At 73.8% G+C, this 12555-nt stretch carries 8 protein-coding genes and 2 pseudogenes; 1 reads left to right on the top strand and 9 read right to left on the bottom strand.

Features of this window, described 5'->3' with window-relative positions; translation table 11 throughout:
• Both SSOG_RS25045 and pdxH read right to left on the bottom strand, forming a co-directional pair.
• Nucleotides 1-1513, bottom strand: a pseudogene (locus tag SSOG_RS25045) (PAS domain-containing protein).
• A gap of 363 nt (nucleotides 1514-1876) precedes the next feature.
• Nucleotides 1877-2590 carry a pyridoxamine 5'-phosphate oxidase gene (gene pdxH / locus SSOG_RS25040; protein ID WP_208867375.1) on the bottom strand — a complete coding sequence of 238 codons (714 nt, stop codon included), beginning with the start codon at nucleotides 2588-2590 and terminating at the stop codon, nucleotides 1877-1879.
• Between the two features lie 416 nt (nucleotides 2591-3006).
• Here pdxH and SSOG_RS25035 point away from each other — a divergent pair, with 416 nt between their 5' ends.
• The gene (locus SSOG_RS25035) at nucleotides 3007-4107 is read left to right on the top strand and encodes a citrate synthase 2 (protein ID WP_039938637.1); all 1101 of its coding nucleotides are present in this window, start codon (nucleotides 3007-3009) and stop codon (nucleotides 4105-4107) included.
• 34 nt (nucleotides 4108-4141) lie between these two features.
• On the opposite strand, the gene SSOG_RS25030 is transcribed toward SSOG_RS25035, so the two are convergent.
• From SSOG_RS25030 to SSOG_RS47670, 7 genes and pseudogenes are all read right to left on the bottom strand, one after another.
• Nucleotides 4142-4756, bottom strand: coding sequence for a TetR/AcrR family transcriptional regulator (locus tag SSOG_RS25030; protein WP_009717041.1), 615 nt, complete (start codon nucleotides 4754-4756; stop codon nucleotides 4142-4144).
• Nucleotides 4753-5535, bottom strand: a complete 783-nt coding sequence (locus SSOG_RS25025) for an enoyl-CoA hydratase family protein (protein ID WP_009717040.1) — start codon at nucleotides 5533-5535, stop codon at nucleotides 4753-4755. Before SSOG_RS25025 ends, SSOG_RS25030 begins: the two co-directional genes overlap by 4 nt.
• Nucleotides 5532-7115 (bottom strand): 4-coumarate--CoA ligase family protein, encoded by a 1584-nt coding sequence (locus tag SSOG_RS25020; RefSeq protein ID WP_039938636.1) that lies wholly within the window; start codon nucleotides 7113-7115, stop codon nucleotides 5532-5534. The genes SSOG_RS25025 and SSOG_RS25020 overlap by 4 nt, the downstream gene beginning before the upstream one ends.
• A gap of 91 nt (nucleotides 7116-7206) precedes the next feature.
• Entirely contained in the window at nucleotides 7207-8352 is a 1146-nt protein-coding gene (locus SSOG_RS25015; RefSeq protein ID WP_009717038.1) for an acyl-CoA dehydrogenase family protein, read from the bottom strand.
• Nucleotides 8349-10304 (bottom strand): acetyl/propionyl/methylcrotonyl-CoA carboxylase subunit alpha, encoded by a 1956-nt coding sequence (locus SSOG_RS25010; protein ID WP_009717037.1) that lies wholly within the window; start codon nucleotides 10302-10304, stop codon nucleotides 8349-8351. Before SSOG_RS25010 ends, SSOG_RS25015 begins: the two co-directional genes overlap by 4 nt.
• Nucleotides 10305-10321: 17 nt before the next feature.
• Entirely contained in the window at nucleotides 10322-11920 is a 1599-nt protein-coding gene (locus SSOG_RS25005) for an acyl-CoA carboxylase subunit beta (RefSeq protein WP_009717036.1), read from the bottom strand.
• A pseudogene (locus SSOG_RS47670) lies at nucleotides 11917-12555 on the bottom strand (AtuA-related protein); the annotation flags it as partial. The pseudogene SSOG_RS47670 and the gene SSOG_RS25005, both read right to left, overlap by 4 nt.

Here is a 12555-nt window from a genome sequence, read left to right as displayed (position 1 = left end):
CTAGCGGGCCAGGTCCACCGCGGCGGCGACCCGGGCCGCGACGTCCTCCGCGTACGCCGTGTCCGGGCGGTCGAAGGGGCGGCGGGCCGGGCCGCGGAGGAAGGTCACGACGCCCAGGGTGCGGCCGCGGCTGCGCAGCACCGCGCACAGAGCGTGCACCGAGCCCTCCGGCCATTTGCGGGCCGCCGCCCACCGCGCCGCCGCCGTCTCGTCCGTACGCGTCGCGCTCGCCCGCACCGACCCGCCGCGCTCGGCCGCCTGGAGCGCCGGGTGGCTCTCCCGGTAGGCCACCGGGATGCCGCCCGGGGCGACCGGGGAGCACGGCCCCGCGGTGCCGCACGGCGTGGCCGCCGCCCGGACGAGCCGGATCGGCTCCGGGGCGCCGGAGGACAGCCCGTCCGGCGGTGCCGCTTCCCGTACGGCGCTCCACGACCAGGTCGATCAGGGCGTGGTCGGCGAAGCCCGCGAGCGCGAAGTCCAGGTGGACCGCGGCCGCCTCCATCGGGTCCTCGCATTCGGCCGCCGCCCGGGCCGCCCGGTGCAGCTGGTTGCCGCGGAAGCGCAGCCGCGCGCTCTCCTGCTCGTACTCCTTCGCCTCCGTCACGTCCTGGAAGATCCAGGCCACCCCGAGCGGCACCGGCTCCTCGGTGAGCGGCGAGGCGAGCCGCAGGAAGCCGCTGCGCCAGCAGCGGCGGACCGGGGGCCCGTCCTCCGGGGCCCCGTCGGCCGCCTCGCGCAGCGTCACCCACAGTTCGGTGGGCGCCGGGGGCGCGCCCTCGGCGAGGACGTGCTGGAGGGCGTTCTCGGCCTCGTCCACGCCCTGGTCGAGGAACTCGCCCAGCGGCCGCCCGAGCGCGGCGGTGCGGGCCGTGCGCAGGGCGCCCGCCGCGTTGCCGTTGAGGACCGCCACCCGCAGGTCGGCGTCGACGAGGACGACGCTCCAGGACGCGTCCGCCAGCAGCGCTTCGCTCAGCGCGATCGACCGCTCCAGGTCCAGCTGCGCGTGCACCTCGCTGAACGCGCAGTACACCCCGGCCGGGCGGCCGTCCGCGCCCAGCACGGCGGACGACTGGGTGCGGACCAGGACCCGGCCGCCGTCCTTGGTCAGCAGCGCGAATTCGTGCACCCGGCGCCCGGTGGCGTCCAGGGCCTCCATCAGCCGCGCCTCGACGTCCCGCGCGTCCTCCGCGCGGGCCGCCCACCCCGCCAGCCCCTTGCGCCCCACGGCCTCGGTCGCGGGCCAGCCGAGGATGCGCTCGGCCTCGCGGTTCCAGTGGGTGACGGTGCCCTCGGCGTCGAACGCGCACAGCGCGGCGTCCATGCCGTCGAGGAGCGCGGCGAGCAGATCGGAGTCGTCCCGGCCAGGGCCGGTCGCGGGCACGGGCACGGCCGCCGACTGCGCCGGGACGGGTCGTGTGGGACGCGCGGGTTCGGAGCGCTGCGGAGCGGTCACCGGACACCCCCTGCGGGACGTGGTGGACGTGGCTGCCTGTGGTGGTGCACGTCGGAACATTGAACTCGAACGTGACGCGCGCCACACCGGATTCCGCGAAATCGTTGCCTCCCGGAAATTTGCTTGTGTGCGGCGCGAGGGCGTTCCTAAGGTGTGGAGCACACGAGAAGGGAGGTGGTTCGGCAGATGTATCAAATCCGGACGCGTGAGGTGACTGCGGGCTAGCAGTCCGTCGTCGCGCTCTGCGCATTCGCCGGACTGGCGCACGAGGGATGTGCGCAGCCGGCCAATCCCAAGCAGTCACCCGGCCCGCGGGTCGCCGGTACGTCCGACCGGCCCCCAGGCGCCCTCACCGGCGCCAGGGGACAGACCCGCGGGTCGTCTGCGTCTCCGGCTGTGTGCCGCCAGACGTCCCGCCACGCCTTACGGCGACAGGCGCTCGATCCGCCAGCCCTCCTCGCCCGGGCCCGGCGTCCGCACGTACCGCAGCCGGTCGTGCAGCCGGTTCTCCCGGCCCTGCCAGAACTCCACCGCCTCCGGCACCACCCGGAACCCGCCCCACTCCGGCGGCACCGGCACCTGCTCGCCCGGCGGATAGCGGTCCGCCAGTTCCGCGTACGCCCGGTCCAGCTCCTCCCGCGTGCCGACCACAGAGGACTGCGCGCTGGCCCACGCGCCCAGCTGCGAGCCGTGCGGGCGGGTCCGGAAGTACGCGGCGGTCTCGTCCCGCCCGGTGCGGTGCGCGACGCCCGTCACGATCACCTGGCGGGCGATCGGATGCCACGGGAAGAGCAGCGAGACCTGCGGGTTCTCGGCCAGTTCGCGGCCCTTCCGCGATCCGTAGTTGGTGTAGAAGACGAAGCCGCGCTCGTCGAAGCTCTTCATCAGGACCGTACGGGAGCTGGGGCGCCCGGCCGCGTCCGCCGTGGCGACGACCATCGCGTTCGGCTCGTAGAGGCCGCTGCCCACCGCCTCCTCGAACCACCGCGTGAACTGCTGGAACGGGGTGCTTCCGAGGGCCGCCTCGTCAACGCCCACCGCGCGGTAGTGCTCGCGCATGGCGGCCGGGTCGTATGTGCGCGCGGAGTAAGCCGAGGGGGAAGCCGGGGGCTCCGGGTCAACGTGAGGCACGCGCATATCTTGCAACATCATCGGTCCACCGCACGGGTTACCCCGAAAGAGCGATGCCCCCTCTCCCCCGCCTCAGGGATCCATAACCCTCCCCCGCCGCACAAGGGGTGTGCCACTTCTCACGCGCTCCCGTGACTGGCGCGTCCACCGTGCCGTGGCCGAACATGCGCCTGTCAGCGCGGTGCCCCGGCACCGGTTTTCGCCCCTGCTGGGTGACCACCGCGCGCACGGGGCACACCACCGGGTATCCGGTACGGACCGCGAGCCGTCGGCCGTGGAGCCGTCCCGGGGCCGGACGACCCCCGATGACACCGTTCTCCGCCCCGCTGACGTTTCATCCGCACCAGCCGTATCCCCGCACAGCCCGCACCAGCCGCACCAGCCGTTCGTTCACCCGTCGCCCACACATGAGGAGCCGCCCGATGTCCGACTTCGTACCCGGACTCGAGGGAGTCGTCGCGTTCGAGACGGAGATCGCCGAACCCGACAAGGAGGGCGGCGCGCTCCGCTACCGCGGCGTCGACATCGAGGACCTGGTGGGCCATGTGTCCTTCGGTAACGTCTGGGGCCTGCTGGTCGACGGTGCCTTCAACCCCGGGCTGCCCGCCGCCGAGCCCTTCCCGATCCCGGTGCACTCCGGCGACGTCCGGGTCGACGTGCAGTCCGCGCTGGCCATGCTGGCGCCCGTCTGGGGCCTCAAACCGCTCCTCGACATCGACGAGGCCCAGGCCCGCGACGACCTCGCCCGCGCGGCCGTCATGGCGCTGTCGTACGTCGCCCAGTCGGCGCGCGGCCAGGGGCGCCCGATGGTGCCGCAGCGGGAGATCGACAAGGCCGAGACCATCGTCGAGCGCTTCATGCGCCGCTGGCGGGGTGAGCCCGACCCCAAGCACGTCGCCGCCGTCGACGCGTACTGGACCTCCGCCGCCGAGCACGGCATGAACGCCTCCACCTTCACCGCCCGCGTCATCGCCTCCACCGGCGCCGACGTCGCCGCCGCACTCTCCGGCGCCGTCGGGGCCATGTCCGGGCCGCTGCACGGGGGCGCGCCCTCGCGGGTGCTGGGCATGATCGAGGAGATCGAGCGCACCGGCGACGCCACCGCGTACGTCAAGAAGGCGCTCGACCGGGGCGAGCGGCTGATGGGCTTCGGGCACCGGGTCTACCGCGCCGAGGACCCGCGGGCGCGGGTGCTGCGGCGCACCGCCAAGGAGCTGGGCGCGCCGCGCTTCGAGGTCGCGGAGGCGCTGGAGCGGGCCGCCCTGGAGGAGCTGCACAACCGGCGGCCGGACCGGGTGCTGGCCACCAACGTCGAGTTCTGGGCGGCGATCACGCTGGACTTCGCGGAGGTCCCGGCGCCCATGTTCACGTCGATGTTCACGTGCGCGCGGACCGCCGGGTGGAGCGCGCACATCCTGGAGCAGAAGCGGACGGGCCGTCTCGTCCGCCCCTCGGCGCGGTACGTCGGTCCTGGCACCCGCGGCCCGCAGGAGATCGACGGGTACGGGGACATCTCGCGCTAGCGGGTCGGGGCGGGGCGCTCCCCCGCCCCGCCTCCTAGCCGCCGTCCGCGCCCAGCGCCTCGTCCAGGATCCGCGCCCACTGCGCCACCACCCGCTCCCGGCGTGCGCTGTCGTCCGTCAGCAGATTGGCCAGGCCCAGGCCGCGGCCCATGTCGAGGAACCCCTGAATGACCTCCCGGACCCCCGGGACCGCCTCGTCGGCGCCCAGCAGCTCCACCGCCATGCGGTGGGTCTCCCGGCCGATGCGGGACTCCAGGACGGTCACCCGGGCGCCCAGCTGGGGTTCGTACGACGCCGCGACCCACAGCTGGAGCGCGGCCCGGAACAGCGGGCCGGTGTACAGGTCGACCAGTTCGGTGACGACCGCGTGCGTACGGGCCGTGCCCTCGCCCGCCGGGGCGAGGGCACGCAGCTCCGCCGACCGCTGCTCCGCGACCTGCTCGACCGCGGCCGTGAACAGGTCCTCCCGGGTCGGGAAGTGGTGCTGCGCCGCGCCCCGGGACACCCCGGCGCGCTCCGCGACCACCGACACCGTCGACCCCGCCCAGCCGTGCTCGGCCAGGCACGCCACGGCGGCCTCCAGCAGCCGCTGCCGGGTCGCGCGGCTGCGGTCCTGCTTGGGCGGCGACGTACGCGTACCCGGGCTCACTTCCCGGCCCCCGTCACCCACGCCGGATCCCGCCGCTCCCGGAACGCCGTCATCCCCTCCCGCGCCTCCGCCGACGCGAACAGCCGCGCCGACAGCTCCGCGAGCTCCTCCCCGTCCCGGTCGAACGCCCGCCGCACCTCGGCCGTCACCAGCCGCTTGGACTCCGCCAGGCCCTGCGGGGAGCCGCGGCGCAGACCGTCCAGTACGGGCGCGAGCGCACCGTCCGCGTCGCCCTCCGGGTCCGCCACCGCGACCAGGCCGATCCGGGCCGCCTCGGCCGCGTCGAACCGTTCCCCCGTGAGGTAGTAGCGGGCCGCCGCGCGGGCGTCCAGGCGGGGCAGCAGCGGCATCGATATGACCGCCGGGGCCAGCCCGAGCCGCGCCTCGGTGAACGCGAAGCTCGCGCCCCGCCCCGCCGCCGAGATGTCGCACGCCCCGAGCAGTCCGAGACCACCGGCCCGCACATGCCCGGTGACCCGCGCGACCACCGGCTTGGGCAGCTCCACGATGGCGCGCAGCAGCGCGACCAGTCCCTGTGCGCCCGATACGGCCGGGGGTTCGCGCAGATCCGCGCCCGCGCAGAACGTGTTGCCGGTGTGCGCGAGCAGCACCGCCCGGACCTCCGGGTCCGCCTCGGCCGCCGCCAGCCCGGCGCGCAGCTCGGCGACCAGGCGGGCGGAGAGCGCGTTGCGGTTGTGCGGCGAATCCAGCGTGAGCGTCCTGATGCCGTGGTCGTCGGACGAGCGCACCAAAGCCGCGTCGCCGTGGGTGTCGGTCATGGGGTGGTCGAACTCCTCTCCCTGGCGCGCAGTTCGCGGCGCAGGATCTTCCCGGCGGCCGAGCGCGGCACGCTCTCCGTGAACTCCACGCGGCGCACCTTCTTGTACGGGGCCACCTGCCCGGCAACGTACGCGATCAGCTCGTCCTCCGAGATCCGGGCACCGGGCCCGCGCACCACGTACGCCTTGGGGACCTCGTTGCCGTCCCCGTCCGTCACGCCGATCACGGCGGCGTCGGCGACGGCCTCGTGCGCGATCAGCACGGCCTCCAGATCGGCCGGGGCGACCTGGTAGCCCTTGTACTTGATCAGCTCCTTCAGCCGGTCCACCACGAACAGCCAGCCGTCCGCGTCCACATGGCCGATGTCGCCCGTGTGCAGCCAGCCGTCCGCGTCGACCATGGCCGCCGTGTCGTCGGGCCGCCCCAGATAGCCCTTCATCACCTGCGGGCCCCGGATCAGGATCTCCCCGTCCTCGCCCGGCCCCACATCCCGGCCGTCCGCCATGCCGACGACGCGCATCTCGGTGCTCGGCAGCAGCTTCCCCACCGTCCCCGGCGGAACGCCCTCCGCCTCCCGGGGCACCAGATGGCAGCACGGTGACAGCTCCGTCATCCCGAACCCCTGCAGCAGCGGCGGTACGCCGAGCCGCCGCGCGCACGCCTCCGCCAGCCGCGCGTCCAGCGGCGCCGCCGCGCTCAGCACGTACCGCACCGACGACAGGTCGTGTTCCGCCACCGCCGGGTGCTTGGCGAGCGCCAGCACGATCGGCGGCGCCACGTACAGCGCCTGCGCCTCGTACCGCTCGATCGCGGTCAGAAACTGGTCCAGGTCGAAGCGCGGCAGCACGATCACCGTGGCACCGGCCCGCAGCGGGGCGTTCATGAGCGCCGTCAGCCCGTACGCGTGGAAGAACGGCAGCACCGCGAGCACCCGTTCGCCCGGCCGCGCCGGGACCAGCGCCTCGACCTGCGCCAGGTTGGTCGCGACGCTGCGGTGCGTCAGCATCACGCCCTTCGGGCTGCCCGTCGTCCCCGACGAGTACGGCAGCACCGCCACGTCCTCCGCCGGGTCGATGTCCACCACCGGATCCCGCGCCGTGCCCTCCAGCATGTCGCGCAGCGAACGGTGCCCGCTCGCCTCGTCGCACACGAAGATCTCCCGCACCCCGCCCGCCTGCTCCGCCGCCTGCCGCGCCACCCCCAGCAGCGGCGACACCGTGACGATCCACGTCGCCGCCGCGTCCCGCAGCTGCTGGGCGAACTCCCCGGCCGTGGCCAGCGCATGCACCGTCGTAACCGCCGCGCCGGTGCGCGTCACCCCGTAGAACGCCATCGGGAACATCAGCGAGTTGGGGCTGTGCAGCGCCACCACCTCGCCCTTGTGCACCCCCGCCGCCGCCAGCTCCGCGGCGATCCGGCGCGAGGCGTGGTCCAGCGCCGCGTAGCCGACGCTCTCCCCCGTCACCCCGTCGATCAGCGCCGTACGGTCCCCGAACTCCTTCGCCGCGCGGCCCAGCACCGCGTCGTGAATGGGCAGATCGACGGGCGGGACATCAAGAAACTCGCTGCGCAGCACCATGGCCGCTCCCCTCGGGTCACTGTGCCTGCCAGTTGCCTTGCCTGTGCGCCTTCCCGTCCGTTCTGCCCCGCTCGTCGGGTCTGTACGACCGTCAGTACGACTTCGGCAGCCCCAGCGTCTGATGCGAGACAAAGTTGAGGATCATCTCCCGGCTGACCGGCGCGATCCGCGCCACCCGCGCCGCCGTGATCAGCTTCGCCAGCCCGTATTCCTCCGTCAGGCCGTTCCCGCCCAGCGTGTGCACCGCCTGGTCCACCGCCTTCACGGCCGCCTCCCCGGCCGCGTACTTCGCCATGTTGGCCGCCTCCCCCGCGGCCGCGTCCTCCCCCGCGTCGTACAGATACGCCGCCTTCGCCATCATCAGCCGGGCCAGCTCCACCTCGATGTGCGCCTGGGCGAGGGGGTGGGCGATCGCCTGGTGCGCGCCGATCGGCTCCTTCCACACCTGGCGGGTGCGCGCGTAGTCCACCGCCTTCGCCAGCGCGTGACGGCCCATCCCGAGGGCGAACGCCGCCGTCATGATCCGCTCCGGGTTGAGCCCCGCGAACAGCTGCGCGAGCCCCGCGTCCTCGTCCCCCACCAGCGCGTCCGCCGGAAGCCGTACGGCGTCCATGACGACCTCGAACTGCTTCTCGTTCGCGGCCAATTCCATGGGGATGTGGTGGTACGAGAAGCCGGGGGTGCCGCCCGGGACGATGAACAGGCAGGGCTTGAGCTTGCCCGTCCGCGTGTCCTCCGTGCGGCCCACGATCAGGGTCGCGTCGGCGATGTCCACGCCGGAGATGAAGACCTTCCGGCCGGTGAGCACCCAATCGCTTCCGTCGCGGCGGGCCGTGGTGGTGATCCGGTGCGAGTTCGATCCGGCGTCCGGCTCCGTGATGCCGAACGCCATCGTCAGGCTGCCGTCCGCCAGCCCCGGCAGCCAGCGGGACTTCTGCGCGTCCGTGCCGTACCGGGCGATCACCGTGCCGCAGATCGCGGGCGACACGACGAGCATCAGCAGCGGACAGCCCGCCGCGCCCAGCTCTTCGAGCACGATGGACAGCTCGGCTATGCCGCCGCCTCCGCCGCCGTACGCCTCGGGGAGGTTGACGCCGAGGTAGCCGAGCTTGCCCGCCTTGGCCCACAGGTCGGGGGCGGGGGTGCTGAGGTTGTCCCTCCCGAAGGCCGCCACGGCGGCGCGGAGGTCGGCCTGCTCCGCGGTGTCGACGGGAGTGTGCGCGTGGGCCTGGCTCATATGCGGCTCCGTCCGGGATGCGTGGTGGTGGGTTCTTCCTCGTCCGCCGTGACGACCGCGAGCAGCGCGCCGACCTCGACCTGACGGCCCTCGGCGGCGTGCAGCGCGGTGAGCACCCCGGCGGTGGGGGCCGTGACACGGTGCTCCATCTTCATCGCCTCCAGCCACAGCAGCGGCTGGCCCGCCTCCACGGGGTCGCCCACCGCGACATCGGCGATCCGCACCACCGTGCCGGGCATGGGGGCCAGCAGGGAGCCCGGCGCGGTGCGGGCGGTGGGGTCGGGGAAGCGGGACAGGGGGGTGAGGGTGTGCGATCCGCGGGGCGCGTCGATGTATATGCGGTCGTCGTGGCGCGAAACGTCGAATTTCCGCCTGATGCCGTCGACTTCGAGGACGACATGGTGCGGGGTCGCCCGGAGCAGCCGGAGATCCGGGAAGTCCTCGGCGACGAGGCCGTCGCGGGTGAGCCGGTAGCGGACCTCGTGCTCGCTGCCGTCCGCCGCGCGGTACGTCTTGATCTGCGGCCGGGACGGTACGTTCCGCCAGCCCCCGAGCCGCCCCGCCACCGTCGCGGGCCGATCCGATGCGTCGGCCAGCGCGGCGGCGAGGGCGGCCAGGGCCACGCCCTCCCCGTTGTCCTCGGTGAGTGCGTCGAGGTGGCGTTCGAGGAAGCCGGTGTCCATGCGTCCGGCCTCGAACTCCGGGTGCCGCAGGGCTCGTACCAGCAGATCGCGGTTGGTGACCGGGCCGTGGATCCGGGCGCGCTCCAGCCCGTCGGCCAGCCGCCGCAGCGCCTCGGCGCGGGTGGGCGCCCAGGCGATGACCTTGGCCAGCAGGGGGTCGTAGTGGACGCCGATCACGTCCCCGTCAGCGATGCCGGAGTCCACGCGCGGTCCGGGGAGGTCCAGCCGGTGCATCACGCCCGCCTGCGGCTGCCATCCCCGCCCCGGGTCCTCCGCGTACAGCCGCGCCTCGACCGCGTGGCCGCGCGCCGACGGAGGCTCGGCGGCCAGGGGCCGGCCCTCCGCCACCCGCAGTTGGAGGGCCACCAGGTCCAGTCCGTACACCTCCTCCGTCACCGGGTGCTCGACCTGGAGGCGGGTGTTCATCTCCAGGAAGTACGCCCGGCCCGCCGACGAGACCAGGAACTCGACGGTGCCCGCGCCCTCGTACCCGATGGCCCGGGCGGCGTTCACCGCCGACTCCTCCAGCAGACGGCGCAGTTCGTCGCTGAGACCCGGGGCCGGGGCCTCCTCGATGACCTTCTGGTGGCGGCGCTGGAGCGAGCAGTCGCGGGTGCCGAGCGACCAGACGGCGCCGTGGGTGTCGGCCAGCACCTGGACCTCGACGTGGCGGGCCCCCTCGACGTACGGCTCGACGAACACCTCGCCGTCCCCGAAGGCGGACACCGCCTCCGCGCGGGCGGAGGTCAGCTCGGCGGCGAGCGCGGGCGCCTCGCGGACGACGCGCATGCCGCGGCCGCCGCCGCCCGCCGCGGCCTTGATGAGGACGGGCAGGTCGTCCGCCGCGACCCGGTCGGGGTCGAGGGAGTCGAGGAGGGGGACGCCCGCGTCGCGCAGGAGCCGTTTGGCGCGGGTCTTGGAGGCCATGGCCTGCATCGCCGCGGGCGGCGGCCCGATCCACAGCAGCCCCGCGTCGCGCACGGCCTGGGCGAAGGCGGCGTCCTCGGAGAGGAAGCCGTAGCCGGGGTGGACGGCGTCGGCGCCCGCCGCCAGGGCGGCCTTGGTCAGCAGGTCACCGCGGAGGTAGGTGTCGGCGGGGGCGTCGCCCGGCAGCCGTACGGCGGTGTCGGCCTCCCGGACGTGCGGGGCGTCGGCGTCCGCGTCGGAGTGGACGGCGACGGTGGCGATGCCGAGTTCGCGGCAGCTGCGGATGATTCGGCGGGCGATCTCGCCGCGGTTGGCGATGAGGAGGGTTCGGATCACGGACATCACGGCGGGGTTTTTCCTCACATCCGGAAGACGCCGAAGCCACCGCGCGCCCCCTCGACGGGCGCGGTGTGGAGGGCGGAGAGACAGAGGCCGAGGACGGTGCGGGTGTCGCGCGGGTCGATGACGCCGTCGTCGTACAGCCGCCCGGAGAGGAAGTGCGGCAGCGACTCGGACTCGATCTGCTGCTCGACCATGGCGCGCAGGGCGGCGTCACCGTCGTCGTCGTACGGCTGCCCCTTGGCGGCGGCGGACTGGCGGGCGACGATCGACAGCACCCCGGCGAGCTGCTGCGGGCCCATGACGGCGGACTTGGCGCTGGGCCAGGCGAAGAGGAAGCGCGGGTCGTACGCGCGGCCGCACATCCCGTAGTGGCCCGCGCCGTAGGAGGCGCCGATGAGGACGGAGAGGTGGGGGACGCGGGAGTTGGAGACCGCGTTGATCATCATGGCGCCGTGCTTGATGATCCCGCCCTGCTCGTAGGCGCGGCCGACCATGTATCCGGTGGTGTTGTGGAGGAAGAGGAGGGGGATGTCGCGCTGGTTGGCGAGCTGGATGAACTGCGCGGCCTTCTGCGACTCCTCGCTGAACAGCACCCCCTGGGCGTTGGCCAGGATGCCGACGGGATAGCCGTGGAGGGTGGCCCAGCCGGTGGCCAGGCTCGCCCCGTACAGCGGCTTGAACTCGTCGAAGTCGGAGCCGTCGACGATGCGGGCGATGACCTCGCGGGGGTCGAAGGGGACCTTGAGATCGCCGGGGACGATGCCGAGCAGTTCGTCGGCGTCGTACTTGGGCTCCTCGGCCGGGCCCGGGTCGGGGTGGGCCTTGCGCCAGTTGAGGCGGGCGACGACGCGGCGCGCCTGGTGGAGGGCGTCGGGCTCGTCGGTGGCGAAGTAGTCGGCGAGCCCGGAGGTGCGGGCGTGCATATCGGCGCCGCCGAGGGACTCGTCGTCGCTCTCCTCGCCGGTGGCCATCTTGACCAGCGGCGGACCGCCCAGGAAGACCTTGGACCGCTCCTTGACCATGATCACGTGGTCGGACATCCCCGGGATGTACGCGCCTCCGGCGGTGGAGTTGCCGAAGACCACGGCGACGGTGGGGATCCCGTCGGCGGACAGCCGGGTGAGGTCGCGGAAGATGGCGCCGCCGGGGATGAAGATCTCCTTCTGGGAGGGGAGATCGGCACCGCCGGACTCGACGAGACTGACGACCGGGAGGCGGTTCGTACGCGCGATCTCATGCGCGCGCAGGATCTTCTTCAGCGTCCAGGGATTGCTGGCACCGCCCCGTACGGTCGGGTCGTTGGCGCTGATCAGGCACTCGACGCCGGAGATCACGCCGATGCCGGTGACGACGGAGGCGCCGACCGGGTAGTCGCTGCCCCAGGCGGCGAGCGGGGACAGCTCCAGGAAGGGCGTATCGGGGTCCAGGAGGAGTTCGATGCGCTCCCGGGCGAGGAGCTTGCCGCGCTTGCGGTGGCGCTCGACGTACTTCTCGCCGCCGCCCGCGAGCGCCTTGGCGTGTTCCGCCTCCAGTTCGGTCAGCTTGGCGAGCATCGCCTCGCGGTGGGCCGTGTAGTCGGCGCCTGCGGGGTCGAGCGCGGACGCGAGCACGGTCAAAGCAGTACCTCCGGTATGTCGAGGTGGCGCGAGCGCAGCCATTCGCCGACGGCCTTGGCCTGCGGGTCGAAGCGGGCCTGCGCGGCGACGCCCTCGCCGAGCAGGCCGTCGACGGTGAAGTTGAGGGCGCGCAGCTGCGGGAGTTGGTGGCGGGTGATCGGCAGTTCGGCGGTCTCGGGGAGGAGTTCGCGGAGCCGGTCGGGGGTGAGGGTGTGGACCAGCCATCGCCAGGCGTCATCGCTGCGCACCCAGACGCCGACGTTCGCGCTCCCGCCCTTGTCACCGCTGCGGGCCCCGGCGACCGCGCCGAGCGGGGCGCGGCGGGTGGGGCCGGTGGGGCCGGTGGGGCTTTCCAGCGGCGGCGGCAGCGGGGGTTCGTCGGCGGGCGTGAGGTGCCGGGTCTGCGGGGCCGGGGGGATCGCGGTCCGGGTGCCGTCCGGCAGGACGGCGATGTGCGGAACTGCGTCGTGCGGGACGTACGCCGCCTCGAACACCCCGTACGGGGCGCCCTTGCCGGGCGGGGCCGTGACATGGAACCCGGGCAGGCTGGCGAGGGCCAGCTCCACGGCCGCGCCGCTGACCGCCCCGCCCCACGGTCTCGGGGTCGCGGTCCCGGGACGACGAGCCGCAGCAAC

Origin of the sequence: Streptomyces himastatinicus ATCC 53653 (assembly GCF_000158915.1) — a bacterium.
In the GTDB taxonomy this organism is placed as follows: Bacteria; Actinomycetota; Actinomycetes; order Streptomycetales; family Streptomycetaceae; genus Streptomyces; species Streptomyces himastatinicus.
The sequence above is the reverse complement of the archived record's forward strand: the minus strand, read 5'-3'. Positions and strand labels throughout refer to the sequence as shown.

Coding starts and splice junctions, on each gene's coding strand:
- pdxH (WP_208867375.1), bottom strand. CDS start 2,590: ATGCGCGTGCCTCACGTTGACCCGGAGCCCCCGGCTTCCCCCTCGGCT.
- SSOG_RS25010 (WP_009717037.1), bottom strand. CDS start 10,304: ATGTCCGTGATCCGAACCCTCCTCATCGCCAACCGCGGCGAGATCGCC.
- SSOG_RS25035 (WP_039938637.1), top strand. CDS start 3,007: ATGTCCGACTTCGTACCCGGACTCGAGGGAGTCGTCGCGTTCGAGACG.
- SSOG_RS25020 (WP_039938636.1), bottom strand. CDS start 7,115: ATGGTGCTGCGCAGCGAGTTTCTTGATGTCCCGCCCGTCGATCTGCCC.
- SSOG_RS25025 (WP_009717040.1), bottom strand. CDS start 5,535: ATGACCGACACCCACGGCGACGCGGCTTTGGTGCGCTCGTCCGACGAC.
- SSOG_RS25015 (WP_009717038.1), bottom strand. CDS start 8,352: ATGAGCCAGGCCCACGCGCACACTCCCGTCGACACCGCGGAGCAGGCC.